This window comes from Actinoallomurus sp. NBC_01490, assembly GCF_036227085.1.
Lineage (GTDB): Bacteria > Actinomycetota > Actinomycetes > Streptosporangiales > Streptosporangiaceae > Actinoallomurus > Actinoallomurus oryzae.
The window spans coordinates 7,716,319-7,742,883 of record NZ_CP109433.1; the positions used below are offsets into that span (position 1 = coordinate 7,716,319).

Consider the following 26,565-nt stretch of genomic DNA (forward strand, 5'->3'; position numbering starts at 1 on the left):
ATGAGCCTCCTGCTCCGCCGTACGGCGCGCGCCCAGTGGGCGTCGCTGCTCGTCCTCGGGCTGCTCGTGCTCGTCAGCGCGTTCCTGGCCGACGCCGGTCCGCGCACGCTCGTCGCCGGGTACGACCGCGCCGCGCGCGAGACCGTCGCCGGCGCTCCCTTCGGCAGCACCGACCTGGTCGCGACGGCCCAGCTCAGCCCGGTCGCGACGACGGACGAACGGATGCGCGCCGGCTTCTCGTCCGCGTCCGCCGAGGGACTCGCGGCGCAGAGCGCGCGGTGGCTGGGGATGTTCCCGCCGACGCTGCGGCGCACCATCGTCACCACCGACCGGAACGCCGCGACCCCGTTCATGGGACTGACCGGTGCGGGCTCGCGCCAGCTGTCGCTCACCTTCTCCGGCACCGCGCCCGGCCACATCCGCTACGTGTCCGGGCGCCCTCCCCGCGCGCCGGAACCGGCGGCGCACGGTCCGCGTTTCGAGGCCGCCCTGCCCGTACGCGCCGCCCGGCGGCTGGGCGTCAAGGCCGGTGACGTCGTGACGACCACGAGCCAGCCGGCGCTCGACGTCCGCGTGACCGGCCTGTTCACCCCGGCCGACCCCGGCAGCGGCTACTGGCCCGCGCACCACCGGTACGAGGACGCGGAGCTGAAGAAGACCCCGGGCGGGCAGGTCATCATCCTGGCGACCGCGCTGGTCGACCCCTCCGGCTACCGTGCGCTGTGCGTGCGCACGCCGTTCCGCATCGATCTCACCTGGACCTACACCCCGGCGGCGTCGCGCGTCACGGCACGCGACGCGCCGACGCTGGCCGAGGACGTCCAGCGGGCCGCCGAGGCGCTGCCGACGGTACGCGTCGACGCGGCGGGCCCCACGCTCGACACCCGGTTCGACGACATCCTGGACGACTTCGTCCACCGGCTGCGCACGACGCAGACGCTCCTGTCGCTCTCCCTCGCCGGCCTGTTCGCCGCGGCCCTCGGCGTGCTGGGCCTGGCCGCCCGGCTGCTGTCGGCCCGGATCGCCGCGGACCTCGCCGTCCAGGCGGCGCGCGGCGCGTCGCGTACGCAGCTCGCCGGGCTGGCCGCCGGCCTGGCCGCCCTCGTCACGCTGCCCGCGGCGGCGCTGGGCCTTCTCGCGTCCGCGCTGTCGGCCGACGGACCCGCGCAGCCGGTGTCGCTCGCCGCCGTCGCCGTGTCCGCCGTGATCGCGATCGCGCTGCCGGCCGTGGTGGCCGGGCGTCGCGCCCGGCGCCGCGCCCGCCCCTCGCACCGCAGGCTCGTCGCGGAGGCGCTCCTCGTCGTGCTGGCGGTCGCCGGCACCTATCTCCTGCGGCGGCGCGGGCTCACCACCGACACGTGGGGCTCGGGCGTCGACCCGTTCCTGTCGGCGGTGCCCGCGCTCCTCGGCGTCGCGGCGGGCCTGATCGTGCTGCGGATCCTGCCGGTTCCGCTGCGCATGGCCGGCCGGTTCCTCGCGCGAGGCCGCTCCGCCGTGCCGTTCGTCGGCGTCGCGCGGGCCTCTCGCCAGGACGCCACGGCCGTGCTTCCGCTCGTGGTCCTGCTGCTCGCCGTCGCGGTCATCGGATTCGGCTCGACGGTCGAGACGAGCCTGGCCCGTACCCAGCGCATCGCGACGTACGAGGCGGTGGGCGGTGACGCGCGCGCCGACGCGCTGACCATGGACGCCCGGGTGGTCGACCTGGTCCGCCGCTCGCCCGGCGTCCGCGCCGCCGTACCGGCGCAGACCATCGACGGCGCGCGCCTGCTGTCCAACGGCGACGTCGCCGACGAGCTGACGGCGGTCGGTGTCGACCTCGGCGCCTACCGGCGGATGATGGCCGGCACCGGGCTGCGGATCCCCGGCTGGCCGCGGACCCGCCCGGGGGATCCGGTGCCGGCGCTGTTCTCCCCCGCCGCGCGCCGCAAGGCCACCGGCGGCGGGCTCGCGCTGTCGACCGGCTACGGGCGGCGGATACCGCTGCGGATCGCCGGCACGATCACGCGGTTCCCCGGCCGCTCGGCCGGCGGGGAGTTCGTGCTGGTGCCCGCCGACGCCCTCGCGCGCGCCACCGGCGGCAACGTCGGGTCGGTCTCCATCTTCGTCCGCGGCGAGCACCTCGACGTCGCCGCGCTGCGCCGCGCTGTCAGCCGGCCCGAACTGGGCGAGGCGGGGGCCGGCGGCGTCACGACGTACCGGATGATCCACGACTCGTTCACCCAGGGCGAGCTCGGCCACCTCGTCGCTCGCGGCTTCGGCCTGACCGGGGTCCTCGTCGCCGGCTACGGGACGCTCGCGGTGCTGGTGATCCTGTTCGCCGGCGCCGCCGAACGCGGGCGCGCGGTCTCGTACCTGCGCACACTCGGGCTCAGCCGACGCCAGGCGCGCTCGCTCGCGTTCGTGGAGATCGCGCCGACCCTCCTCACCGCGTCGGTGGCCGGGTGGGTACTGGGACTCGTGCTGCCGCGGCTGCTGGGACCGGCCATCGACCTGCGCCCGTACACCGGCGGATCCCCGGTCACCCACTACGTGCCCGACCTGCCCCAGGCGGCCGGGCTGGCAGGCGGCCTGCTGGTCTTCGCCGGGCTGGCCGTGTTCATCGACGCCGTGACCGCCGCGCGCCGCGGTCTCGGCGGCGTCCTGCGGATCGGAGAAACATGACCGACGCACCCGATCTCACCGAGTTGGAGCGGCGGGCCGCCGGGCGCGGCCCGGAGTACGGCGAGAAGGCGCACATCGTCTGCGACAACCTCGTACGGATCTACCAGACCGAGGGCGTCGAGGTGATCGCGCTGCAGGGCCTCGACCTGCTCGTCGAGGAGGGCGAGATGGTCGCCCTCGTCGGCGCCTCCGGGTCGGGCAAGTCCACGCTGCTCAACATCCTCGCCGGGCTGGACGTGCCGACCGCCGGCGTGGCCCGGGTGGCCGGCGCGGACCTGCTCGACATGTCCGGCCGCGACCGGCTGCGGTTCCGCCGCGAGCTCGTCGGGTTCGTCTGGCAGCAGACCGCGCGCAACCTGCTGCCGTACCTGACGGCCGCCGAGAACGTCGAGATGCCGATGCGGTTCGCGGGCGTCGGGCGCCGGGAGCGCCGGGAGCACGCGGCGGCCCTGCTGGACCTCATGGGCGTCGGCGACCGCGCCGCCGCCCGGCCGGCCGAGATGTCCGGCGGCGAGCAGCAGCGCACCGCCATCGCGGTCGCGGTCGCCAACCGGCCCAAGGTCGTCCTGGCCGACGAGCCGACCGGCGAACTCGACACCGCGACCGGCGCGCAGGTCTTCGGCGCGCTGCGCCGCGCCAACCGCGAGCTGGGGGTGACCACGGTCATCGTCACGCACGACCCCGAGGTGGCCGGCAGCGTCGACCGTACGGTCGGCATCCGCGACGGCCGTACGAGCAGCGAGATCCTGCGCCGGACCACACGCGACGCGTCGGGCCGCGAAGAGGTGATCGCCGAGGAGTACGCCGTGCTCGACCGGGCGGGGCGGCTGCAGCTGCCGCGGGAGTTCACCTCGGCCCTGGAGATGAAGGACCGGGTGCGCCTCGCGCTGGAGACCGACCACATCGGCGTCTGGCCGGACCGGAGCAATGATGATCACCGTTGAGGGCCTGAACAAGACGTACCGGACCGGTCACACGCCGGTACGGGCGCTGCGCGACGTGAGCCTGCACGTCGCCGAGGGCGAGCTCCTGGCCGTGAAAGGCCGGTCGGGCTCGGGCAAGACGACGCTGCTGAACCTCATCGGCGGCCTCGACACCCCCGAGTCGGGCCGCGTCGTCGTCGGCGAACACGAGGTGACGGCGCTGAGCGAGGCCGGCCTGCAGCGGATGCGCCGGGAGACCGTCGGCTTCGTGTTCCAGTCGTTCGGCCTGATCCCGGTCCTGTCGGCCGCCGAGAACGTCGGCGTCGCCCTGCGCCTGACCCGGACACCGGCCCGCGAGCGGGAGGAGCGGGTGCGGCTGCTGCTGGCCATGGTGGGCCTGAGCGACCACGCGCGCCAGCGCCCGTACGAGCTGTCGGGCGGTCAGCAGCAACGGGTCGCGATCGCCCGCGCGCTGGCCCACCGCCCCCGGGTGCTCATCGCCGACGAACCGACCGGGCAGCTCGACTCGGAGACGGCCCAGTCGATCATGCAGCTGATCCGCGCTGTCGTCCGCGACCAGGGCGTCACCGCCATCGTCGCCACCCACGATCCCCTCCTCGTCCGCCACGCGGACCGGGCGATCGAGCTCAGCGACGGAACTCTGCCCGCGGACGCCTGACCCCGGCGGCGCCCGGTTCCCTGCCGTGTCCGTCCGCTGCCGAGAGCGGCACACGGATCCCGTACCGGCTGCCATCGTCCGTTACGGGTGACGCTCAGGCGGCCGCGCGCGGGCCGGGCGGTGGTGGTCGCCGACGGTCAGCCGGGCTTCACGGTCAGCGGCAGGTCGACCAGCGGGAGCTCGGTGAGCCGTGCTCGCTCCTCCGCGACGATCTCGGCGCGCCGATGGGCGCCGAGTTTCTCGTTGCCCACCTTGTCGTGCAGCTTGACGATCGCGTCCAGCAGCATCTCCGGGCGCGGCGGGCAGCCGGGCAGGTAGATGTCGACCGGGACGATGTGGTCGACGCCCTGGACGACCGCGTAGTTGTTGAACATGCCGCCCGACGACGCGCACACTCCCATGGCGATCACCCACCGTGGCGCTGCCATCTGGTCGTAGAGCTGCCGCAGGACCGGCCCCATCTTCTGGCTGACGCGGCCCGCGACGACCATGAGGTCGGCCTGCCGGGGACTGCCCGACGGGCGTTCCATGCCGAAACGCGAGAAGTCGTGCCGAGGGTCGCCGACGGCCATCAGCTCCATTCCGCAGCACGCGAGGCCGAACGTCATCGGCCACATCGACGACTTGCGCGCGTGACCGAGCACGGTCTCGACCGTGGTGAGGAGAAAGCCGGCAGGAAGGTGTTCTTCGAGTCCCATAACACTTCGAGGCTTCCCGCCGGGCCGGCGGCGATCAATGCCGGAGTTCGTCACGATCGTTAAGCGGGGCGACATAATAGCCGCGTGGAGATGCGCGAGATCGAGGCGTTCCTGGCGGTGGCCGAGGAGCTGCACTTCGGCCGCGCCGCCGAGCGCCTGCGCGTCAGCACTCCCCGGGTCAGCCAGTCGGTGCGCGCGCTCGAACGCCGGGTCGGCGCGCCGCTGTTCGAACGCACGAGCAGGCGGGTGCGGCTGACGTCTCTGGGCGAGCAGCTGCTGGCGGAGATGCGGCCGGCCTACGAACGCATGGACCAGGCGCTGCGCCGCGCCCGGCGGTCCGCGAGCCACGAGTTTCTCCGGGTCGGCGTCGCGACGAGCGTTCCGGCGGCCGTCGCGCCGCGACTGATCGCGGCGTTCGAGCGGCTGCGCCCGCAGTGCGCCGTGGTGCGGTCGACGCATCCCAACACCGACCCGGCTCGCTGGGGGGAGAACTGGCCGGTCGACGTGTTCGTCGGGTGGCTGCCCTCCGACCCCGCCCTCCGGGACGGCCCGGAGTTTCAGGTCGGGCCGACCGTGCTGCGCGAGGAGCGCGCGGTGCTGGTCGCGGCGGGCCACCCGCTGGCCCGCCGCGCCGTCGTCGACGCCGAGCTGCTGGCCGACTACGACATCCTCTATCCGAGCGACTTCCCGGCGCGGTTCGCCGACCTCTGGATACCGGCGCAGACTCCGGCGGGACGTCCGCTTCGCAGGATGCCCATCAGCGCCTCCGCGTCCATCGAAGAGGCGATCATCCTGGTCTCCGGAGGCGAGGTCGTACACCTGACCATGGCCTCGCTGCGTCCGGACGATCCCCACGTCGTCACCGTGCCCGTGTCGGGCCTGCCGCCCCTGGAGTGCGCGCCCGTGTGGCTCACCGGGACCGAGACCGACCTGATCCACGACTTCGCCAAGGCCGCCGCGCAGGCGTTCGCCTCGCCCGGGTGAGCCGGTTCGTCACGCCCGCTCGCCGGTGACGGTCAGACCGGTGCGCCCCATGTCAGTTTTACACGGTCGTAGATTTTTTGCCCTGTTCCGTCGCGACCACTAGGTAGTTGACGGTTAAATGAGTTCGTCCGCCTCCCCCGTGTCAGCCATCGTCTCGGACGAACTGCATTCACCCGATGCGGGGAGGCGGGCGCCTCAGCTCTCGACGACCGGCCGGTCGATCTTCCTCGGCATGAGCAGCAGCGCCGCCACGCCGAGCACGGCCACGATGACGAGCGCGACGAAGACGTGGTGCGCCGCGCCGTACAGACCGTCGCGTACGAACGCCTTCACGTCAGGGGCGCCCGCACCGCCGTGCCCGGTGAGGGCCAGGCTCGACGCGTCGACGCTCTTGGGCAGCCGCCCGGCCAGCGCGGACGGCGGGTGCGCGAAGCGGTCCGCGAGAGTGGCGTTGGCGATCGCGCCGAACACCGCCGCGCCGACGGCGCTGCCGAGGGACCGGCTGAACATGTTGATGCCGGTCACGACGCCGCGGCGCTCCCAGCCGACGACCGACTGGGCGGCGACGAGCACCGGGCTGGCCATCAGGCCGAGCCCCATGCCGACGAGGAAGCAGACCGCCGCGACCTCCCACACGTGCGAGCGGGTGCCGAGCAGGAGACACAGCGCGGTGCCCGCGACCAGGATCACGTTGCCCGTGAGCCCGGTGTCACGGAAGCCGATGCGCAGGTAGAGGCGGCCGGAGAAGGTCGCCGTGAGCGGCCAGCCGACCGAGAGCGCGGCCAGTACGAACCCGGCGAGCAGCGCTCCGGTGCCGAGCACGGCCTGGGCGTACGTCGGCACGTACGAGCTGAGCCCGATCATGACGGCGCCGACCACGACCGCCGAGAGGTTGCCGCCGGTGAGCACCCGGCGGCCGAAGACCCAGAGCGGCAGGATCGGCTCGGCCGCCCTGCGCTCGACCAGGACGAACCCGGCGAGCATCACCGCGCCGACGGCGAAGACCGTACAGCTCGTCGCGGACGCCCAGCCCCACGAGACGCCGCCCTCGAGCAGCCCGAGGATCACCAGCGAACAGCCGCCGGTCAGCAGGACCGCGCCCGCGTAGTCGATCGTGTGGCTGCGCCGCACCACCTTCTCCTTGAACCGGCGGGCGAGCATCCAGGCGGCGACCGCGCCCAGCGGCAGGTTCACGAAGAAGATCCAGCGCCATGAGACGTACTGGGAGAAGACGCCGCCGAGGGTCGGCCCGACCACGGCGGCGATCCCCCAGACGCTCGCCAGGTACCCCTGGACGCGGGCGCGCTCCTCCACCGTGTACATGTCGCCGACCATCGTCATGCTCATCGGCTGCACGGCGCCCGCGCCGACGCCCTGCACGGCGCGGAAGGCGATCAGCGCCGGCATGTTCCACGCGGCCCCGCACAGCACCGAGCCGAGCAGGAACACCCCGATGCCGAAGAACATCACCGGCCTGCGCCCGACGACGTCGGCGAACTTCCCGTACAGCGGCACGGTGACGGCCTGGGTCAGCAGATAGATCGAGAACAGCCAGGGGAACTGGGAGAACCCGCCGAGGTCGCCGACGACGGACGGCACCGCGGTAGCGATGATCGTGCTGTCCAGCGCTACGAGGCCGGTGCTGAGCATGAGAGCCGCGAGCACGGGCCCGCGCTCCGACCGGAAACCGACCCCCTTGACGGGTGCGGCCGAAGTCGTCGTCACGTAGGGAGAACCTTCCTTGGGGCAGCGTCGGGGGCCGGTCCCGGCGCCCGAGAACGTGACCGACCCCGAGGGTGGACAACCGAGCGGATGCCCGAACCATTCCGCGATGACACGATGCGGTCGCCGAAGCCTCCCGAGACCGTGCGGGCCGGGTTCGCCGGCCGCCGCTCACCGGTGTCGCGGCGAGCGGAATTCATCGACCGAATAGCTCATAAGGCGCTCAAGGTCGTAATTTTTTTTGCGCCGGGAGCGGGAAATCTCCTTTCCCGCTCCCGGATCTTCTGCCTGTTCCGTTCGGAATGAGTCAGGTGAAATTGACGCCGTTCATGGTGGGCTGGAGTGTGCCCAGGGTGATGCTGTCGCAGATCGGTGGCTGGTAACCGTCGTCGAGGCCGTGGTAGGTGAGCGGAATCCAGGAGCTGTGCCAGGCGACGCCGAGACCGCTGGTGGCGCCGCCGGGGCAGCCCTTCTCGGTGTGCCACTTGGTTCCGGCGAAGGCCGAACTCCCGGGCCGCAGCGTGATGGTCCGGCCGGCGCCGGGGTAGCTCAGCCGCGTCGAGGGAATCACCGTGTAGTTGTGTTGCCCGCCCTTCCCGATCAGCGCCCAGCCGGCGGGCAGGTAGCAGCTCTCGCCGGACCGGTTGGTGAGGATGAGCGTGGCGATCGCCTGCTCCGCCTCCTCTTCGCCGGAGTTGGGAGGTTGGAGCCGCAGATCGCCTCTGAGCTCGGATGCCATACAGCTCGGCGTGTCGCCCTGACCGGTGTACGCCGTCTTCGCGCTCTTGCCATGGGTGCTACTGGCGGGCGACGGCGTCGTCTCCGACGAACCAGACGCCGTCGACGCCTTGCCGTCGGCGTTGCAGCCGGCCAGAGCAAGAGCGACCATCCCGCCGCCACAGGCCAGAGCGGCGGTCGTACGCAGGCGCTTGAACTGCATGAGTAAAGCCTCCCCGGTTGCTTGATGAATCGGTTGGTTCGATGTCCGGTAATGGCGCGGAGGTTCACAGAATTACCCGAGTTTTCTGCCGTGACGGTTGTCACACGAACCACGGAAGCCGACGCGGCATCGGAGTAATAAGCAGCGGGTGTTCACCGCGCCTGACCGAATTTTCACTCGGCCGGATTCGACTCCGAATGGCCCCTCGACATCGTTGCGCGCCCTCGCCCGGCACCACGGCGCTCTGGTATGGACGACGGTTTCCGGGCACCGTACGGTAGGCGCCCGCCCCTGCCGACGAGTCCTCGCGAGGTTGATTCGATGTCCCGACGCGGAAACGACCCCAGCCGCCCCCCACTTTCCGTGCGGATCCAGAAGCCCGCCATGCGGCTCATGTTCCGGCTCCCCGAACCCGTCAAGCGGCGTATGGCGGGACCCACCGTCCAGATCGACGGCCAGGCACTGGGCCTCGACGCGCAACTGCTGGTCGAGATGAGCCGTCGCGTCGGCTTCTCCCTCGTCGTCAACGAGTCACCCGAAGAGTCCCGAGCGGCCATGGAGAACGGCCGATACACGCTGGAAGGGCCACGCTATGAGGACATCGTCAGCGAGAACCTGGCGATCGACAGCACTCACGGCGACCTCCACGCGACCCTCTACACGCCGCGGCACCTCGCCGCCTCCGCCGCTCCCCTGCTGGTGTTCTTCCACGGCGGTGGATGGGTCATCGGCAGCCGGACCTCCTACGACCCCCTCGTGCACTTCCTCGCGCACCACGCACAGGTGAAGATCATGTCCGTCGACTACCGCCTGGCGCCCGAGCATCCGTTCCCGGCCGCCTCCGAAGACGCGCTGGCCGCGTTCGAACACGCTCACCGGCACGCCGACGAGCTGGGCGTCGACCGGGCGCGCATCGCCGTCGGAGGCGACAGCGCCGGTGCTCACCTGTCCGCCGTGCTCGCCCAGGTCACCGCGCGTGGGGAAGGCCCGCGCCCGTCACATCAGTTCCTGTTCTATCCCGCCACCGACCTCACGCGGCGCCGTCCCTCGCGAGACCTGTTCGCCGACGGACTCATCCTCACCGACCACGACATCACCTGGTTCGCCGACCAGTACGCCGCGGGCGCCGACCGGTCCGACCCGCGGCTGTCCCCGCTGCTGGGCGAGGTGGACGCCTCGCTTCCACCGGCGTACATCACGACCGCCGGATTCGACCCGCTGCGCGACGAGGGCGAGCGATACGCGGAAAAACTGCGGCAGGCCGGCGCGACGGTGACCCTGCACCGCGAAAGCGACCTCGTCCACGGTTACCTCACCTTCTTCGCCGTCGCGACCCGCTTCCGGGCGGCGGCACTGGAGGTCGCGCGAGCCATCCACGACCGCATGCACCACAGTCCGTCAACATGACTCGGCCCTGAAGGGCCGGGCTTGGAGGTAGCTCCCGGCTGGCTGCTGGGTGGGCTCCTTCGTTCAGCCACCCTTATGGGGTGGCAGGGACGCGTGACTCACGCCCCGCGGTCCACACAGCCTCGCCCTTGCGGGCGATGTTGCGGGAGGCGTTGCGGTCCGCGTGGGCAACGACCCCGCAGTTCCGGCAGATGAATACCGATTGGCTTGAGCAGACGAACCGGACGTTCTTCACCCGGCCTTCGACGGTCCACACCGACACGGTGGCGGCGTCGTACCGCCACGACAAACACCGGTCGTCATAGGGCTGCGCGGCCTCAGGCCGGAAGGCGATCGGTTTGGTCTCGGCCTTGACACGACGACGGGAGCCCGGCCTGCCGAGGTTCCCGGCACCGATGTTCGCCTTCAACGTGGTGTAGGCGTCACGGACCTTCTTGATCACATGCTGGGCGGCCTGCGCCCCCAGGCCCCGCGACTTCAACTCGCCATAGGTGTGTTTGCGCAGCTCGTACACGTGCGGCACACCGTGGTCGAACGCCACGGCCGATACCCAGTTCGCCGCCTCGTTGACCATGTGCAGGGTGCGCTCAAGCGCCAGTGCCTGCCCGGCGTCCGGCATGAGTTTGACCTGCACCACGACCTTCACGGAAGGTAACCGTAACGTTCTTATGTGCTACACGGGGTGGGATTACCCGATAACCACGGCGGTCACAACGTCGCACCCTGCGCACGCATTTGGTCTCCCGCGCCCCAGCATCGGTCCAGGCGGCGCTAGCGCGCCGCACTCGAGGGAAGCGATTCCTCCCGGCCCTAAAGGACCGGGGTTCCTCGCTAGATCATGCTGAACCGCCCGGCCGGATCGCGACGGCCGCCCTGCGGATGAAACGGTGGGAGCCCTCCGGACCAGCCGGAGCTCCGGTGCCGCGTCAACCGGTGGACGCCGGAACGGCCATGGCCGGATCCTGATGAAAATGGGCAGCGCCGCCACTCGCGGATTCGGCGGGGCGGGGCGAACCTCGACGTATGACCTGTGATGTTCCAGACCACGTGCAGAATTCGACGGACGGCCGGGCGAGCGACGCGACCGCCGGCGTCACAGCGCTACCCGACACGCCGCTGGCACGTGCGGCGCTCGGCCTCGTGACCGCCGCCGAATCCGAATGCATCGCCAACCACAGCATCCGCAGCTACCTGTTCGCCCGGCTGATGGCCCGCAGTACCGGCATGGTCTCCGGGCGTGAGTACGACGACCGTCTGCTCTTCCTGGCCTGTGTGATGCACGACCTGGGGTTGGCGCCCGAGGGCGAGCACACCCAGCGGTTCGAGCTCGTCGGCGCCGACCGCGCCGCGGAGTTCCTCACCGAGCACGGGCTGCCCGCCGCCGAGGTCGACGCGGTGTGGGAGGCCATCGCGCTGCACACCACGCCGCAGATCGCCGAACGCCGCGGACCGCTCTGCCTGCTCGTACGGGCGGGCATCGGAGTCGACTTCGGAGGTGCTCTCAGTGCCGGTCTCGACCCGATGGCGGTGACCGACGAGGAGGCCGAGGCCATCCACGGCGCCTATCCGCGGCTGGCGATGATCAGCTCGATCGTCGATGCCATCACGACTCAGGCGGCGAAGCACCCGGCGAACGGACCAAGTTATTCCCTCGGCGGCGAACTGCTGCGCGAGCGCGGAAATCCGCCGAGGCCGACCCGGATGGAGTTGGCCGCCCTCTCCTCCCGATGGGAAGGCTGAGGCCGCACGACCAACGGAAGGAATCGCCCCCTCCTGCGAGCGATGGGCGGCGCCGGTCTTCGCTCCGGAGAGGGAGGTGGGGGAACCCGGCGGCAGACCACCATGGCGATCACTCATTCAGCATCTCCTGAACGGTGATTCACATGATCAAGGCGTCGCTCCGATCCGTTGCCACACTCGCGGTGGCCGCCGTGACGGCGACCGTGGCGGGCGTCCCCGTCGCGGACGCCGTACCCACCCACGAGGTACGGGACGCGCCGGGCCTACGCACCTCGACCGTCCCCGCCGTCAAGGCGACGTCCGGCATCAGGGGAAGAGCGCGGATGTACTTCCCCGCGCCCGGCAACCACATCTGGGTCACGGTCGACGCCCACAGCGAATTCGGCGCGAGCCCCGGCATCCCCACGAGATCCTGGGGGACGTTCCGCATCTACCACGGATTCGACCAGCCGGGTGTCCCGGCCAACTGGGGCGACTTCGAAGTCGACTGCCTGACCACCGGTGGCCCCACCGCGACCGTGACCGGGCGGCTGGTTCGGACCACGCCCGGTGGCCCGTGGGAGCAGGCGGGCTACCTGAAGCGGCACATTCGCATGGGCGTGAGCTTCTACGTCGCCGGCAGGGGTGCGGGCCCCAGCCGCATCGGGTTGTCCGCAGGCACGCCGGAAGGGGAACCGCTGCTGACCAGGTGTATGGCCCCGGCCGCCGACGCACCCCTGATCCGGGGCGGCTACACACTGAAGGACAGGGTCCCCACGGCCGACCACGGGCGATGAACGGTCCCCGTTCGCCGGGCCCTACGCGGACCGCCGACGCTCAAGGAACGGGGCGAGGAGATCTGGCACCGCCTCCTCGGCGAAGGCCAGCCCGTCGGAGACGGCCACGTCCCGGACCTTGTAGCAGTTCTCACCGGCGGCCGTTGCCGCCCCGAGCGTGAGCAGGCCGGCGCGGCGCTGGAAGATCGAACGCGAGATGCTCCAGCCGACGATGTCGGTACGCTTCAGCGCCACCGTGGAACGCGCGAAGACGCCGGCCCGGGTCACCAGGTAACGGCCGTGCAGCCCGTGGCCGAGGGCCCGGTAGGCGCCGAACGCCAGGGCCACCGCGCCCGGGACGAGCACCAAGCCACAGATCCCGGCCGCGTACAGAAAGGACGTGCACAGCCACCAGCCGAGCACGGCCAGCGCGGCGACGACCGGTGCGGTCAAGGCAAGTCCACGCGTGATGCGCCGCCGCAGGGCGGCACGCGGGTGTGTCCTGAACCCGGCCATGGACAGGGGGGACTCGCCCTCGGGGAACATGGCGGCGGCCACCGCAAGCGCTTCGGCCCGGGGCATCGGTGGCGTCAGCAGACGCCGCCTGCGGTTCTCCTCTCGGTCGCCGAGCCCGCCGGCCACCGCGTTCTCGCGGGCGCCGCCGGCCCAGCGCAGGAGCATGGGCTCGCGGTGTTCCACCCCGCTGAGCCGTCGTTCGTCGATGGTGACGGACCGGGTGCCGAGCAGACCACGATGGATCGAGATGACGCCGCCGGCGCCCCGTTCGAGGCAGTAGCCGTTCCAGCCCTCGATGAGGGCTACGGTCGACCCGATGGCACCGACCACCACGACGGCCAGCAGGGCCGCCGGAACGCCGAACCACAGGGGCACCGATCCGTAGTGCCGCTCGATGTCCTTGACGAAGCCGAGCCGCAGCGGGTCGACCCTCATCTCGTGCAGTGTCCGGTACGTGGTGCCGATCGCGGCCAGAAGTCCGCCCACGCCCCAGATGGTCAGCGGTCCGTACCGCACCCAGGCCCAGTCCATGGTGGCGATCGGGCCGTCGTCGTCGGTCACCGGCCGCCCGGCAGTGGTGTTCCGTCGACTCAGGATTTCTCGTCGTAGCTCGGCGGCCCGCGCCCGGCCGACGCCGTCCAAGGTGAGCCTACGGCCCGACGAGGTGATCTGCTCGCCGGTGCCGATCCGCACGGACGTGAGCCGGAAGACCCGATGCAGCGGATTCGCGGTCACATCGACGCTGCGGACGCGATCGAGCGACAGGGCCCGTTCGCTACGGAACAGCAGGCCGGAGCGCAACTCGATCCGCTCGTCGGTGAGCCGGTAGCGGGTGGTGAGGAACCGCATCAGGCCGAACCCGGTCACCGCGAGGAACGTGATGAGGATCGACCCGAGGGTGATCAGGGCCTGCAGGCCGAGCCGGCCGTTGATCAGCAGGGTGCCGACGAAGGAGGCCGACGGTGCGGCCAGAAGGCTCAGGTTGACCGGGATCAGGCGAACGTCGAGCCGTTCCCACGAGGCGACCGAGGGGCTCGCAGGGTTCCGGGTCAGGACATCGGAGGTCATACGGCGTCTCCGGGCGTCGCCTCGGTGCTCCGGGCGAGGTGCCGCACCAGGTCGGCCGCGACCCGGCGGTCCAGGCCTTTGATCTTCACGGCGCCGGCGGTCGACGCGGTGGTCACCGTGATGCCGGACAGCCCGAAGAGTTGCTGGACCGGGCCGCGCAGGGACTCCACGGTCTGGACGCGGGACAGCGGCACCACGCGCCACCTTTGCCAGAGCCACCCGGAGGACGCGTACACCGCGTCATCCGTGGCCTCCCAACGGTGCACCCGGTAACGCCAGACGGGCATGGCGGCCATGTAGGCGAGTCCGGGAACCAGGGTGCCGAACAGCGACCAGCCGAACCAGGTCCGGGCGGGCGGAACGGTCAGGTAGAGCACCGCGAACACGACCGGCAGCGGGAGCGCGAACAGCGAGGACTGGGCGGTCCACCAGCCGACGGCTCGGCGCTCCACCCGGTTCCGCGGTGGACGGAGGGTCAGATGATTCATGCGTTCGTCCAGCTCATGCAGCCTGTGGCCTTCCCTGTTCTCGTGCGGTTCGCGCTGCGATCGCACGCAACGTTAGGGCCGGGCTCGACACCGCCGCGACACCCGAACGGCGATTCGGCTGTCCACCGTTCGATGGACAACCGGGCCGGGAAGGCATCACCGTCGCGAGCGTGGCCGTCAAAGGTGAGCGCCGAGTCCGATCAGAGGGCGGGGACGTCCCGGTCGAGATGCTCGACGAAGCTCAGGATGCGGGCGTTGACCTTTTCCGCGCACTGGCCGGAGACGGCGTGGGTCGCCTCCGGCCACAGCTCGGCCCGCACCCCGGGCATCAGGTCCTGCGCTCGCTGGAAGGCGCGGCGGGGGTCGTGCATGACGCTGCGGCCCGCGATGACCACCAGGCCGGGCACACGGATCGAGCGAAGCTGGTCGTCCGAGAACGGCTGCGGCAGGGGAAGCGCGACGCGATAGTGCCGCATGCCGGCGGCGATGACGCGCGCCACCGGGTCGTGCACGTCCACCTTGCCCTGGCCGTCGACGTACGCGAGGAACCGGGGCAGTGCCCGGTCCGCCGTGAACGGCAGGAGCGTGGGAATGGTGCGGAGCACCGCGCCGAGGGGGATGCGCGCGAAGGTGCTGGCCGGGTCCAGGAGGGTGAGCGACGCGACCCGCCGCGGCGCCCGCACCGCGTAGTTGCAGGCCGCCCACCCTCCGATGGACATGCCCACCAGATGGGCGGCCTGGACCCCGAGTTCCTCCAGCGTCTCGGTGAGCCATGCCGCCTGGTCGCCGGCGTCTCGGACCGGGGCCGTCTGCACGCTGCCGCCCGGTTCGCCGAGCAGGTCCACCGAGAACACGCGGCGGCGCTCGGCCAGCGCGGCGATGTTGGGGCGCCACATGACACTCGTCCCGTTCCTCCCGTGCAGTAGCACGAGGGGAACCCCGCCGGTGTCGCCGAAGCGGTAGACGCGTACCCGGCCGAACGCGGTGGGGACGTCGTGCCGGTCCGTGGGCTCGGGAAGCGCTCGCATGCCCTGCTCGTAGGCGAGTTCGAACTGCGCGTGGCCCGCCGGCGTCATGAAGCGGCCGATCTTGGCGGAGGACATCCGGCTCCTTTCGCAATATGATTGTATTGTAACCTTCTGTCGCGAGCATAGCGGGCGGGGAGCTGAGGGAACGTGCCGAGGCGGGTCGACCATGATGAGCGTCGCAGGCAGATCGCCGAGGCGGTCCTGCGCATCGCGGCCGGCCGCGGCCTCGAAGCGGTCAGCATGCGAGAGGTCGCGGCCGAAGCGTGCGTGTCCATCGGCCGGGTCCAGCACTATTTCGCGAGCAAGGATCAGATGCTGGTGTTCGCGGCAGGCCGGCTGCGAGAACACCTCGAACAGCGCATCCGGCGAAGCCTCGCGGCCGCCGGCCCTCCTCACGCCCCGCTGCGATCGCTTCGCGCCGTCCTGGTCGCGCTCTTGCCGCTCGATCGAGACGGCCGGGAGGACGCGCGGGCCGGCGCCGCAGTGCTCATCCGGGCGCTGGGCGAGGCCGAACTCGCCGAGCGGTACCGGAGCGGCCGGTCCGACGTCGTCGCGACGATGGCGGAGTGGCTTCGGTCCGCCGCGGACGCCGGCGAACTGCGGGGCGACCTCGACCCCGGGCTGGAAGCGAGCGTTCTGCTCGCGCTGGTGGGCGGGCTGGCCTCAGATCTCCTTCTCGGTCACCACACGCCCGAGCAGGCGATCGCCATCATCGATCACCAGCTGAAACGCCTGTCTTGAGACCCGAGCGGGCGATCGACGCCGGTGTGCGCCCGACGAGAGTACGGGCGGTGCGGGTCAGGTGGGCCTGGTCGGCGAAGCCCGCGGTGGCCGCGGCCGCGGCCACCGACTCCCCCGGCAGGTCCGCCACGGCCACGCGCAGCCGGGCCCACTGCCGTAGCCGCGTGAGCGGGATGCCGATCGAAGCACGGACGAGCGCGCGCAAGCGAGGCGGGGAGAGCCCGACGTCGGCGGCGATGGACGCGATCGCGGCGCCGGATCCGGCCCGCGTGCTCTCTCGCACCGCGTGAGCGACCCGGGGATCGAGGGGCCGGCCCGCTCCGATGAGATTGAGAAGTTCGGAGCGCGCCGCGGCCAGGTCGCCTTCCGCGCCGGGGCCGTGATCGCCGGGGTGGTGGAGGGCGGCGAGGACGCGTCGTGTGGCGGACTCGTCGAGCCGCGTCAGGCCGGGGCCGGGGCGCAGCACCCAGGGGTCGAGGAAGACGGCCGCGTAGCCGGACGACACAGCGCAGGTGTGGGCCAGTTGCGGGGGCACGACCAGCCCGGCGGCCGCGACGGTGCGGCCTGCGCCGTGTGCGACCTCCACATGACCGCCGAGGGGCAGGACGACCTTCCACGCCGGGTGCCGGTGGAGGGCGACGCCGGCCGGGCCGGACTCGGCGAACATCGTCGCGGCGGGGCCGGCGGCGAAGTCGACTCGGCGATCGTTTCGTTCAAGCGCCCACGTGCGCGTTGGGACGACCATCACGGCATGCACGCTATCGCGGCCATCGCATTGGCGATCTTCCTGATCAGCGTGGGGATCGGGCACTTCCTCGTCCCCGGTTACTTCCGCTCTCTGGTGCCCTCCTGGCTGGGCCGGGCCGGGCTGCTGGTGGCCGTCGGCGGCGCGGCGGAGATCACCATCGGAGCCGTGCTCCTGGCCCCGCGGGGCCGGGAGGCCGGCGGCTGGGCCGCCGCCGCCCTGATCGCGGTCTACCTGGTCTGCCATCTGGACGCCCTGGTGCGGGCATCCGCCGATCGGCCGCGGCTGCTGGACCGGCCCGTCGGCGTGGCGCTACGGCTGGCCGTCAACCTCGCGTACATCGGCTGGGCGCTCGCGGTCGCGCTGACCGCCACCTGATGGGACGACCCGGGACGTCAGGCCGTGAGGAACCGGCCGGGATCCAGATGATCGATGGGAAGCGTGGTCTCGCCGTGCTGGACGAGGTCGGCCGCGATCTGGCCGAAGGCCGGCGCCATCTTGAAGCCGTGGCCGGAGAAGCCGCCGAGCAGCCAGGTGTTCCGGGCGCCGGGAAGCGCGCCGACGAGGGCGTGCTTGTCGGTGGTGTAGGCGTCCATGTGCGCGGAGACCCGGATCGGCTGCGGCACGAGGCCCGGGAGGCAGGCCGCCACCGCCTCGTTGACCGTGGCGAGATCCCCGGGCGCCACATTGTGGTCGAGGTCGTCGGCCTCGCCGACGTCGCCGTACGTGTCGGAGAGCGCCACCTTGACGGATCCGCCGTCGAGGCTGGGGATTCCGAACATGCCGACACCGCGATGCTCGCGGATGAAGATGGGGAAGGCGGCGGGCACGTAGGCGGCCGGGTCATCGGCCATGTACCACGTCATCACGATCTTTCGCGGACTCACGTGGCGGGCCAGTTCGGGCGCGAACCGGGCGGTCCACGGGCCGGCGGTGATCACGGCCTGGGCGAATCGGTGGTCGCGGCCACCGGCCCGTACGGTCACTCCGTCCGAGGAGGGCTCGACCGCCACCACCGGCGTGCCGCTGATCACGCGTGCGCCGAGCCGCCGTGCGCGCAGGGTCGCGGAGATGACGGCGAACTCGGGGCGCAGCACCCCCGCCAGCCGGTCGAGGACGGCGGCCTCACCGGGAAAGAGCGTGTGCTGCGGGTAGCGGCCGGCCATCTGCGTACCGTCAAGAATCTCGTGGGAGAGCCCGAACCGCTCGATGGAGGCGAGCACGTTGCGCATGCCGCCCTCCTCGAGATCTCCGATCATCAGCCCGCCGGTGAGGGTCAGCAGGTCACGGCCCGACTCCGCCTCCAGCTCCCGCCACAGTTCGTACGCGCGCAGCAGCGTCGGGACGTACTCCGGCCCCTCCTTGTAGGCGGTGCGGAAGATGCGCGACTCCCCGCCCGCCGCGGACCGGTCGTGTCCCACGCCGAACTGTTCGAATCCGATGGCGTCGATTCCGGCCCGGGCCAGCCGCCACAGCGCCATGGATCCCATGGTGCCCGTACCGATGACCGCGACGTCGGCGTCCAATTGATGCCTCCTGCTCTCATCACGACGTACGTGCCGTCGCCGCCAGGTCGGCGGCGACCGTCCGGAGCCGCGCCGGCGAGGCGCCGGCCGGCCGTGCCGGATCGAGGTGGCCGATGGGGAGGTCGGTGCGTCCCCGCAGGACCAGATCGGCGACGGCGCGTCCGATCGCCGGCGCCATCTTGAAGCCGTGGCCGGAGAATCCGGTCGCCACGACCGTGTTGGGCAGTCCGTCCGGCCGGCCCACGACGGCGTGCCGGTCGTCGGTGTAGCCGTCCATGTACGCGCCGATCCGGACCGGTTCGGGGACCAGGTCGGGAAGCAGGTCCCGTACGGCCGTCCGGATGGTCACCAGCAGGCCGTCATCGACGCCGTGCTCGAGACGGTCGGGGTCGTCGACGCGGTCGTAGCCGTAGTTGACGGCGACCTTCACGTACGCGCCGTCGAGGCTCGGCCAGCCGGAGACGTCGTGGGCACCGGTCTCGCGGATGAAGATGGGGAAACGCTCGACGTCGAACCAGGACGGGTGCCGGGCGACGAACCACGTCATGACCAGCCGCTGCACGGTCAGCGGCGGGGTGTGCCGCGGCAGCAGGCGGTTGCTCCAGGCTCCGGCGGCGAGCACGACCTGGCCGACCCGCCAGCGTCGCTCCGCCGTACGGATGGTGACGCCGTCGGCGTCGGGCTCGACCGCGACGACCGGGCGGTGCCGGACGATGACCGCGCCCAGTTCCTCGGCGCGCATTCCCGCGAGGCTGACGGCGAGTTCGGGCCGCAGGAATCCGGCCTGGGGGTCCAGCACCATCACCTCGCCCGGCTCCAGGCGGTGCTGCGGGTAGCGCCGCCTCGCCTCGTGCTCGTCGAGGAGCTCGTGCGGCAGGTCGTGGGCGGCGGCGCTGGCCAGTACCGATCGGACCAGCGCGCCGTCCGGCGGGCCGATCATGAGACCGCCGTTCAGGGCGAGCACGCTCCGGCCGGTCTCGGCCTCCAGTTGCCGCCATTGGTCCTGGGCGGTGAGCAGGAGCGGGACGTACTCGGTGCCCTCGTGGTAGGCGGTGCGGAAGATGCGCGTCTCGCCGCCCGCGCCCGACCGGTCATGGCCGGGCGCGAACTGCTCGAACCCGATGACGGAGGCACCACGACGGGCGAGCTGCCAGCACGTCATGCTGCCCATCGTGCCGACTCCGACGACCGCGACGTCCGCGTCCATGGTCGATCCCTTCCCGTTGTCCGCGCGGCGGGTCACGGCGGTCCCGGCGCTCAGGCGTCGCCGGTCGCGGGGACCGGGAACCCCGGGGCGGCCGGTTCGCCGCCGCAGGATTCGGCGAGGTTCAGGTGCCGGGTCTCCGGGGCCCAGGCGACGGAGGCGACGACGCCGGCCAGGACCACGCCCGTACCGATGAGCATGGTCGCCTGTGTCCCGAGGTGGTCGATGCTCATCGGCAGCAGGAACGTGCCCACCGCCGCGCCGACCCGGCTCATCGCCGCGGCGAAGCCGATGCCGGTCGCGCGCAGCTCCGTCGGGAACAGCTCGGACGGGTAGACGGTCTCCAGGTTGCCGGCGCCGGAGACCACGAAGGCGAACACGGCGAAGCACGCGATCACGAGCGCGGTCGAGGGCGCCGGAACCACGCCGAGCACTCCCAGGGACAGGGCGAGCACGACGAACGACCAGATGACGAAGCCGCGCCGGGGCAGCCGGTTCATCACGACCACGCCGACCACGCCGCCTGCGAGCAGGAAGAGATTCAGGGTCAGGCCACCGGTGAACTCATCGGACAGCCCCAGGGCCTTCAGCACGTCCGGCGCGAAGGTGAACAGCGCGAAGTACGGCAGGACCTGGCAGAACCAGAAGAGCGACGCGAACGCGGTCCGCCGCCGCCAGCGGGGTCGGAACAGCTCGGCGATCGGCGTCTTCGGGGGTCGCGTGGGCGCCTCCCCCAGCACGACATCGGGGCCGAAGGTGTCGCGCAGGACCTGGCGCGCCTCCTCCTCACGGCCGTGCGCGGCCAGCCAGCGCGGCGACTCCGGTGTGCCCAGGCGCAGGCTCAGCACGATGACCGCGGGTACCACGCTGCTGACCAGCATCCAGCGCCAGGAATCGTCGCCGAGCCCCCGCATCAGATAACCGACGACGAACGCGACGACGTACCCGACCGTCCACACGGCGTTGAGGGAGGCGAGCAGCGGCCCGCGCTGCCTGCGGGGCAGGAACTCCGCGAGCAGCGCGGAGCCGATCGCGTAGTCGGCGCCGATGGCGACGCCCATCAGCAGGCGTACGACGGCCAGTTGCCACGGCGCGGCGACGAAGAACTGCAGCGCCGAGCAGACGACGAACACCATGAGGTCGGCGGTGTACATGGTCTGGCGCCCGACCCGGTCAGTGATCACGCCGAACACCAGGGCGCCGAGGAAGATCCCGGCGAGCGCGGAGGCACCGATCAGGCCCTCCCACAGCGCGCTCATGCCGACCTGCGGCCCCCAGACCGCCAGGGCGATGCCGATCATGCCGAGGATGTAGCCGTCGATGAACATTCCGCCCGTCGTGACCGCGGTGACGCGCAGGTGGAATCGGCACATGGGAACGTCGTCGAGAGGGATCCGGTTCACGGCCATGGGGGCAGGCCTCCTCCAGGTGATCCGAGCGGCGAAGGCGCACGTCACGGGGTGCGTCCGCGTCTTCAGTGAACGCGAGCGCCAAGTGATACGTCCAATATGGAAATATTGAGGGACCGATACTTGATTCGTATGCTTGGCCGATGGAGCTCCGCCATCTCCGCTACTTCGTCGCCGTCGCCGAGGAGCTGAGCTTCACCCGTGCGGCGGCCCGGCTGCGCATGGCGCAGCCGCCGCTGAGCCAGCAGATCGCCAAGCTCGAGGCGGAGATCGGCATCCGGCTGCTGGACCGTACCTCACGCAGCGTGCAGCTGACGCCCGCCGGATCGGCGCTGCTCGATGAGGCGCGCCGGCTGCTCGCCCGGGCCGACGAGGTCCGGCGGGTCGCCCAGAACGTCGGGACCGACCACGGTGGCGCCCTCCGGATCGGATGCGTCGCGTCGGGGTTCTCCGGTGTTCTCCTCCACCTGCTCCCCGGGTTCCGCACCCACCATCCCGAGGTGCTTCCGCTGGTCTATGAGATGGAGGCCGCGCCGCAGTGCCACGCGCTGATCCGCGGAGACATCGACATCGGGTTCTCCCGGGTCAGCCAGCAGATCCCCGGCGTCCAGGTCATCCCGATCCTCAGCGAACCGCTCATGGCGGCGCTCCCGGCCGGCCACCCGCTCGCGGAACGGCGACGTGTGCCCCTGGTCCGGCTGGCGGGCGAGGCGTTCGTGATGTTCCCCCGCAACGCCGCCCCGGACGCCTTCGACACCATCACCTCGGCGTGCGCCGCGGCCGGGTTCAGCCCGGACATCGCCTACGAGGCCAGCAACGATCACGCCCTGATCTCGATGGTCGCCTGTGGCCTGGGAATCTCCATCGTGCCCGAAAGCACCTCCAACATGACCCTGCCGGGCATCGTCTACCGGCACCTGGCCCGGCCGGCGCCCACGACGTCCATGGCGATCGCGCTTCCCGCGGCCGACCCCGCGCCCCAGGCGCTGCAGATGCTCCGCCTCGCGCAGGACTCGTACGCCGGCCGCGCGTGACGGTCGGCGCATTCGCGAAACCAGGACGGGGCGCGGAGCGTCGGATCCAGTGGAGGAGGTCGTCGCCGTGACGTTCCCAGACCCTGCCACACCGTCCCGTCCCCTCGAACCGCTCCGGCCGTACGTCGTCCGTGAGCGCTCCTCGCGCTGGATCCTGGAGTTGCCGGTCGCGGTGGTGTTCGGTGCCGGCTGGTACCTGTTCACGACGCGGGTCGTGCACGCCCCGGCCCTGTTCGCGCTGGTGGGTCTCTGCTTCGTCGGCTACGGCGTCTTCAGGGCGGTTCGGCCGGCCCCGGCGCTGCGGGCCGGGCCCGACGGCCTCGGCCTCGACAAGGTCAGCGTGCCCTGGACGTCGATCCGGGAGGTCGTGATCGTGCTGCCCGTCGCCCAGAGCGGACCGTCTCCCGCCGTCGAGGTCGGCCTGCGGCTGCACCACGGAGCCCCGTTGCCCGACGGGATGGACAGTGTCGTCTACGATCCGGGCGATCCGAACGCGATGCAGGTGCGCCGGACCTTCGGGGCGGGCCGAGTCGCCCCGGAGCCGCTGGCCGCCGCGGTGAGGGCCTACGGCCGGGTCGCCGTCGTCGAGTCGAGGGCCGGCACCGAACGGAGAATCGGATGACCGGCGCGTTTCACTACCTGCTCTTCCCGATCTTCACCCTGATCGGTGCGATCTTCGTCGTCTCCGGCATCCGCACGGTGCTGGAGCACCGGCGGTTCCTGCACACCGCCGTGCGGGTGCCGGGAACGGTCACGGCGCTCCGCACGGAGTACTCATCGAGCTCCTCGTCCAGCACCCGGTCGGTCGTCTATCGCCCGGTACTGCGCTTCACCACGGTGGACGGCCGGATCGTCGAGACCGCGAGCCCGTTCGCCGCCAACCCGGCGCCCGCACGCGTGGGCGCCTCCCTGCCGGTGCTCTACGATCCCGCGGATCCGGCCAAGGCCCGGCAGGCCGGCGCGGGTGGCAGCGGTACGTTCCACGGGGTGATATTCACGGCCGGTGGCCTGCTGTTCGGCGTCATCGGCGTCATCGGGGACCTGAGCACGTTCACCTGAGACCCGCCGGTGTGATCAGCGCGGGCGGGTGCTCTCCCGCAGGACGACCTCGCCGCGTACGGAGATCACCCGCGGGGAGCGCCCGGCGGTGTCCAGCGCCAGCTCGGCGGCGCGGACGCCCATCTCCTCGAGGGGCAGACGGACAGTCGTCAGGGAGGGGACGAGATCCCGCAGCGTCGCGATGTCGTCGAAGCCGGCCACCGCGACGTCGTCCGGCACGGCGATGCCACGGGCCCGGAAGGCCGCCATCGCGCCGACCGCCATCACGTCGTTGGTCGCGAACACGCACGCTCCCCCGATGTCCTGCTCGGCGACACGGCTGCCGAGCTCGAACCCGCCGTCCCGGGTGAACGCCCCGTGCAGCACCTGGACGGACTTGCGGGCGACGCCGCGCCGCGCCAGTCCGTTGAGGAACCCGGCCAGCCGGTCCGCCGAGGTGGTCAGGTTCTTCGGCCCGGCGAGCACGATGAAACGGCGGTGCCCGAGGTCGAACAGCGCCTCGGCCAGATCACGCGCGCCGGCGCGGTTGAGCGGCTGCACGGTGTGCGAGCCGAGGCGGTTCTGGCTGATCACGGCGACCCGGCCGCCGCCTCCACGGAAGTTGTCGAGCTCCTTGTTCAGCCTCGCCAGGTACGCCTGATCGGTGGTACGGCTGCCCGCGATGATGATCGCCTGCGCGCGCTGGGAGTGCAGCGTCGTGACGTACTTCAGCTCCTGCTCGGTGATCCGGTGGGTGCTGCCGAGCATGACCACGAAGCCGCGCTCCTCGGCGACCCGTACGACGCCGTCGGCGATGGTGGAGAAGTACGGGTCGGCGACGTCATGGACGATCAGCCCCACGAGGTTGCTGGCCCCTCGCGCGGTGGCCTGGGCCAGGGCGTTCGGCAGGTAGCCGAGCCGCTCGGCGGCGCGCAGCACGCGGGACCGGTGCGGCTCGCCGACTCTGCGTTCGCCGTTGAGCACCCGCGACGCCGTGGCGACCGAGACGTTGGCCTCCGCCGCGACCATGGCGAGCGTGGCCGGCCCCTGCCAGGTCATTCCCCGTCCTTCGTTCCGGCCCGAGGCGGGCATCAGAGCCGGGCCCGCCGCAACCACAGCTCCACTTGAGAGGTGTCCACGGCTCTCGCGTTCACGATAACGGCTCCGAAGGCGCGCCGCAGTTCGCCGCCCGGGCCGAGGGACACGGGGGTCGCCCACGCGAGAGAGGCGCCGATCCCCGGGTAGCCGGCCACGCGGACGAACCAGGGATCCCGCGCGGACGGACCGTCGCCGTGCTCGATGACGACCGACCACTCCCGGCCGTCCGGGTCGGCCGCGGTCGCCGCGATCCAGCCGGAGACCGTGCCGTGCACGGCCTCCTCCCCCGAGGCGTCGGCGGTGAAGACGCCGAGCGAGCCGTCGTGGGCGGGCAGCCGCCAGAACAAGCCGCCGTACCCGGCCCGATCGCGGCCGTTGGTGGCCGGGCTGCCCAGCTCGATCGGGCGGCCGGTGACGTTGCGCAGGGTGAAGGCCAGATCGAGCCGCCAGGCCCCGGGCACCGGCGCGGCGGAGGCGCGCAGCACGCGGTGTTCGGCGAGCAGCACCGAGCCGTCCCGGCCGACCCAGTCGAGGCGTTCCTCCAGGCGGTCCGGGGTGCGCTCCAGCCATGCGCCGCGGACGACGCGGCCGTGGTCGTCGAGCCACTGGTAGCCGCGGTCCCGTACGTACGTGCGACCGCCCCAGAAGTTGGTCCGGTCCACGTCCTGGATCGCGACGGACACGCCGAGGTGCCACCGGTGGTCCGCCGGGCACGCGTCGGTCACCGTGATGCCGTCGAGGGTGCGCACGGGGTGGAGGTGGGGACGCGGGACCAGCTGCGGATCGAGCCCGTCGCCGTCGTCGTACCGGGCGACGGTCGTGCCGCCCACGCGGAGCGTCGCCGGCTCAGTCACGTGGCCTCCTTCGTGTGAGCGGAACGCCGCCGTGCCTTCGTGTTCGCTCGCTCACCCGGCCTCCCTCACGGCGGTCGTGGCGGCGGGCGGCGTACCGCCGTAGGTGGTGGGCGCGACCGCCCACGGGGCGTGCAGCTCCGAGTACAGCGCCAGATCCGCCGCGGAGGCCGTCACCAGGTCGTCGATGCCGGAGACGACGAACCGGTCCCCGTGCTCGTCGGCGAGCCGTACGCGGTGCGGCTCGCCGATCTCGGCCGGGTCCGGGGCGGTGCGGACGGCCTCCACGACCGCCGTGAACGCGCCGGTGGCGCGCAGCGGGACGAGGAGCTCGACGGCGTCCGGCCGGGCCACGTGCGCGATCAGGTTCTCCAGCAGGTCGGTACGGGGGTACAGAGCGGTCTCCCGCGCGCCGCCCGCCTCCAGCCTGACCTCGCCGCGCTTGTAGAAGAGCGTGACGCGACCGCGGGTGCCGTGCACGACGAGGCGCGGGTCGTGGTCGGCCGCCGCGCACAGGGTGGCCGCGACGGTGACGGGCGTGCCGTGCCGGGTGTGCACGCGGACGCAGGAGGTGTCGTCGGACTCGATGGCGTTCGCCCGGTACAGCTCGACCTCGATGCGCGCCAGGTCGGCGGGAGCGGTGGCGCGGGCCAGGCGCAGCGCGGACGCCACGGCGTGGGCGAACGGATTGGTCAGCGCGCCGTCGACCACGGGCCGTCCGCCGATCGCGCGCCGGCCGGCCCACGGCGACCGGGTGAAGTAGTGCGCCGGCCGTACCCACGCGCAGGCCCCGGAGATCCCGAGCGGTTCGCCGATCACACCGTCGTCGACCAGCCGGGCGATCGCCGGGAGCGCCGACGACGCCAGGTCCTGGAACCCGACCTGGCAGGCGCGCCCCGTACGCTCCGCCGTGCGTGCGATCCGGTCGTACTCGGCGCGGCCGGGAGCGGGCGGCTTCTCCAGCAGCACGTGCGAGCCGGCCTCCATCGCCGCCACCGCCAGGTCGGCGTGGGTGTGGATCGGCGTGCAGATGACCGTGACGTCGGGCCGCGTGCGGACCAGCAGGTCCGTCAGGTCGCCGCTCCACGGAGGATCGCCGAGGCCCGCAAGGGTGTCGGCGCTCACGGGCCTGGGGTCGCACACGCCCGCCACCGTGACCGCGCCGGCGCGGACGAGGCGGCCGAGGTTGCGCACATGCGTCCGCCCGTGCCCGTACACCCCGGCCAGTAAGACGCGTACGGGCGTGCCGGGAACGGGCCCGGCCGAGGGCGGGCCGGCGGGGGGCGGGAGTCGTTCGGGCACGGGCTCAC

At 71.9% G+C, this 26,565-nt stretch carries 26 protein-coding genes; 12 read left to right on the forward strand and 14 right to left on the reverse strand.

Annotated elements, in window-relative coordinates; all coding sequences use genetic code 11:
* Genes OG417_RS35575 through OG417_RS35585 form a run of 3 tightly spaced genes read left to right on the forward strand, consistent with a single transcriptional unit; the run spans position 1 to position 4,263 of the window.
* A complete protein-coding gene (locus OG417_RS35575) occupies positions 1 to 2,661 on the forward strand; it encodes an FtsX-like permease family protein (RefSeq protein ID WP_329238311.1) in 2,661 nt (886 codons plus the stop codon).
* Positions 2,658 to 3,605 (forward strand): ABC transporter ATP-binding protein, encoded by a 948-nt coding sequence (locus OG417_RS35580; RefSeq protein WP_329238314.1) that lies wholly within the window; start codon positions 2,658 to 2,660, stop codon positions 3,603 to 3,605. The genes OG417_RS35575 and OG417_RS35580 overlap by 4 nt, the downstream gene beginning before the upstream one ends.
* Positions 3,592 to 4,263: an ABC transporter ATP-binding protein gene (locus OG417_RS35585; RefSeq protein WP_329238318.1), complete on the forward strand. Its 672-nt coding sequence runs from the start codon at positions 3,592 to 3,594 to the stop codon at positions 4,261 to 4,263. Before OG417_RS35580 ends, OG417_RS35585 begins: the two co-directional genes overlap by 14 nt.
* 137 nt (positions 4,264 to 4,400) lie before the next feature.
* On the opposite strand, the gene OG417_RS35590 is transcribed toward OG417_RS35585, so the two are convergent.
* Positions 4,401 to 4,961 carry a NuoB/complex I 20 kDa subunit family protein gene (locus tag OG417_RS35590; RefSeq protein ID WP_329238321.1) on the reverse strand — a complete coding sequence of 187 codons (561 nt, stop codon included), beginning with the start codon at positions 4,959 to 4,961 and terminating at the stop codon, positions 4,401 to 4,403.
* 90 nt (positions 4,962 to 5,051) lie between these two features.
* Here OG417_RS35590 and OG417_RS35595 point away from each other — a divergent pair, with 90 nt between their 5' ends.
* On the forward strand, positions 5,052 to 5,945 hold the full coding sequence (locus OG417_RS35595; RefSeq protein ID WP_329262810.1) for a LysR family transcriptional regulator: 894 nt from the start codon (positions 5,052 to 5,054) through the stop codon (positions 5,943 to 5,945).
* Positions 5,946 to 6,140: 195 nt separating this feature from the next.
* On the opposite strand, the gene OG417_RS35600 is transcribed toward OG417_RS35595, so the two are convergent.
* Both OG417_RS35600 and OG417_RS35605 read right to left on the reverse strand, forming a co-directional pair.
* Positions 6,141 to 7,670: an MDR family MFS transporter gene (locus OG417_RS35600; protein WP_329238324.1), complete on the reverse strand. Its 1,530-nt coding sequence runs from the start codon at positions 7,668 to 7,670 to the stop codon at positions 6,141 to 6,143.
* A 304-nt stretch (positions 7,671 to 7,974) separates the two neighbouring features.
* Positions 7,975 to 8,607 carry a DUF4232 domain-containing protein gene (locus OG417_RS35605; RefSeq protein ID WP_329238327.1) on the reverse strand — a complete coding sequence of 211 codons (633 nt, stop codon included), beginning with the start codon at positions 8,605 to 8,607 and terminating at the stop codon, positions 7,975 to 7,977.
* Between the two features lie 384 nt (positions 8,608 to 8,991).
* Between OG417_RS35605 and OG417_RS35610 the strand changes: the two genes are divergently transcribed.
* Positions 8,992 to 10,014 (forward strand): alpha/beta hydrolase, encoded by a 1,023-nt coding sequence (locus OG417_RS35610; RefSeq protein ID WP_329238329.1) that lies wholly within the window; start codon positions 8,992 to 8,994, stop codon positions 10,012 to 10,014.
* A 73-nt stretch (positions 10,015 to 10,087) separates the two neighbouring features.
* Here the strand turns inward: OG417_RS35610 and OG417_RS35615 are convergent, their stop codons facing one another.
* Positions 10,088 to 10,660: a zinc ribbon domain-containing protein gene (locus tag OG417_RS35615; protein WP_329238332.1), complete on the reverse strand. Its 573-nt coding sequence runs from the start codon at positions 10,658 to 10,660 to the stop codon at positions 10,088 to 10,090.
* A 401-nt stretch (positions 10,661 to 11,061) separates the two neighbouring features.
* On the opposite strand from OG417_RS35615, the gene OG417_RS35620 reads away from it, so the two are divergent.
* Together OG417_RS35620 and OG417_RS35625 are read left to right on the forward strand one after the other, a co-directional pair.
* Positions 11,062 to 11,754, forward strand: a complete 693-nt coding sequence (locus tag OG417_RS35620; RefSeq protein WP_329238335.1) for an HD domain-containing protein — start codon at positions 11,062 to 11,064, stop codon at positions 11,752 to 11,754.
* A 143-nt stretch (positions 11,755 to 11,897) separates the two neighbouring features.
* The gene (locus tag OG417_RS35625) at positions 11,898 to 12,530 is read left to right on the forward strand and encodes a hypothetical protein (RefSeq protein WP_329238338.1); all 633 of its coding nucleotides are present in this window, start codon (positions 11,898 to 11,900) and stop codon (positions 12,528 to 12,530) included.
* Positions 12,531 to 12,551: 21 nt separating this feature from the next.
* Here OG417_RS35625 and OG417_RS35630 read toward each other — a convergent pair whose 3' ends face one another.
* The 3 genes from OG417_RS35630 to OG417_RS35640 form a co-directional block, all read right to left on the reverse strand.
* Positions 12,552 to 14,093, reverse strand: a complete 1,542-nt coding sequence (locus OG417_RS35630) for a PH domain-containing protein (protein ID WP_329238340.1) — start codon at positions 14,091 to 14,093, stop codon at positions 12,552 to 12,554.
* Complete coding sequence (locus OG417_RS35635) at positions 14,090 to 14,581, reverse strand: PH domain-containing protein (RefSeq protein WP_329238343.1); 492 nt, start codon at positions 14,579 to 14,581, stop codon at positions 14,090 to 14,092. The genes OG417_RS35630 and OG417_RS35635 overlap by 4 nt, the downstream gene beginning before the upstream one ends.
* A gap of 200 nt (positions 14,582 to 14,781) precedes the next feature.
* Positions 14,782 to 15,684, reverse strand: coding sequence for an alpha/beta fold hydrolase (locus OG417_RS35640; RefSeq protein WP_329238346.1), 903 nt, complete (start codon positions 15,682 to 15,684; stop codon positions 14,782 to 14,784).
* A gap of 72 nt (positions 15,685 to 15,756) precedes the next feature.
* On the opposite strand from OG417_RS35640, the gene OG417_RS35645 reads away from it, so the two are divergent.
* A complete protein-coding gene (locus OG417_RS35645) occupies positions 15,757 to 16,350 on the forward strand; it encodes a TetR/AcrR family transcriptional regulator (protein ID WP_329238349.1) in 594 nt (197 codons plus the stop codon).
* Here OG417_RS35645 and OG417_RS35650 read toward each other — a convergent pair.
* Positions 16,319 to 17,095, reverse strand: coding sequence for a helix-turn-helix domain-containing protein (locus OG417_RS35650; RefSeq protein ID WP_329262813.1), 777 nt, complete (start codon positions 17,093 to 17,095; stop codon positions 16,319 to 16,321). The two genes, OG417_RS35645 and OG417_RS35650, sit on opposite strands and share 32 nt — an antisense overlap.
* A gap of 6 nt (positions 17,096 to 17,101) precedes the next feature.
* Here OG417_RS35650 and OG417_RS35655 point away from each other — a divergent pair, with 6 nt between their 5' ends.
* A complete protein-coding gene (locus OG417_RS35655) occupies positions 17,102 to 17,473 on the forward strand; it encodes a hypothetical protein (protein ID WP_329238352.1) in 372 nt (123 codons plus the stop codon).
* 17 nt (positions 17,474 to 17,490) lie between these two features.
* On the opposite strand, the gene solA (OG417_RS35660) is transcribed toward OG417_RS35655, so the two are convergent.
* From solA (OG417_RS35660) to OG417_RS35670, 3 genes are read right to left on the reverse strand one after another with little or no spacing between them, the layout of a single operon-like run.
* A complete protein-coding gene (gene solA, locus OG417_RS35660) occupies positions 17,491 to 18,621 on the reverse strand; it encodes an N-methyl-L-tryptophan oxidase (RefSeq protein WP_329238356.1) in 1,131 nt (376 codons plus the stop codon).
* Between the two features lie 19 nt (positions 18,622 to 18,640).
* A complete protein-coding gene (gene solA, locus OG417_RS35665; protein ID WP_329238359.1) occupies positions 18,641 to 19,828 on the reverse strand; it encodes an N-methyl-L-tryptophan oxidase in 1,188 nt (395 codons plus the stop codon).
* A 50-nt stretch (positions 19,829 to 19,878) separates the two neighbouring features.
* Positions 19,879 to 21,234 (reverse strand): MFS transporter, encoded by a 1,356-nt coding sequence (locus tag OG417_RS35670; RefSeq protein WP_329238362.1) that lies wholly within the window; start codon positions 21,232 to 21,234, stop codon positions 19,879 to 19,881.
* Positions 21,235 to 21,377: 143 nt separating this feature from the next.
* Here OG417_RS35670 and OG417_RS35675 point away from each other — a divergent pair, with 143 nt between their 5' ends.
* From OG417_RS35675 to OG417_RS35685, 3 genes are all read left to right on the forward strand, one after another.
* Entirely contained in the window at positions 21,378 to 22,268 is an 891-nt protein-coding gene (locus tag OG417_RS35675) for a LysR substrate-binding domain-containing protein (RefSeq protein WP_329238366.1), read from the forward strand.
* A 67-nt stretch (positions 22,269 to 22,335) separates the two neighbouring features.
* Complete coding sequence (locus tag OG417_RS35680; protein ID WP_329238369.1) at positions 22,336 to 22,890, forward strand: hypothetical protein; 555 nt, start codon at positions 22,336 to 22,338, stop codon at positions 22,888 to 22,890.
* Positions 22,887 to 23,327 (forward strand): DUF3592 domain-containing protein, encoded by a 441-nt coding sequence (locus tag OG417_RS35685; protein WP_329238371.1) that lies wholly within the window; start codon positions 22,887 to 22,889, stop codon positions 23,325 to 23,327. Before OG417_RS35680 ends, OG417_RS35685 begins: the two co-directional genes overlap by 4 nt.
* 15 nt (positions 23,328 to 23,342) lie before the next feature.
* On the opposite strand, the gene OG417_RS35690 is transcribed toward OG417_RS35685, so the two are convergent.
* The 3 genes from OG417_RS35690 to OG417_RS35700 are packed head-to-tail and all read right to left on the reverse strand — an operon-like array spanning position 23,343 to position 26,557.
* Positions 23,343 to 24,365: a LacI family DNA-binding transcriptional regulator gene (locus tag OG417_RS35690; protein ID WP_329238375.1), complete on the reverse strand. Its 1,023-nt coding sequence runs from the start codon at positions 24,363 to 24,365 to the stop codon at positions 23,343 to 23,345.
* A gap of 32 nt (positions 24,366 to 24,397) precedes the next feature.
* Positions 24,398 to 25,258: a PmoA family protein gene (locus OG417_RS35695; protein ID WP_329238378.1), complete on the reverse strand. Its 861-nt coding sequence runs from the start codon at positions 25,256 to 25,258 to the stop codon at positions 24,398 to 24,400.
* A 51-nt stretch (positions 25,259 to 25,309) separates the two neighbouring features.
* Positions 25,310 to 26,557 (reverse strand): Gfo/Idh/MocA family protein, encoded by a 1,248-nt coding sequence (locus tag OG417_RS35700; RefSeq protein WP_329238381.1) that lies wholly within the window; start codon positions 26,555 to 26,557, stop codon positions 25,310 to 25,312.
* Between the last annotated feature and the right edge of the window lie 8 nt (positions 26,558 to 26,565).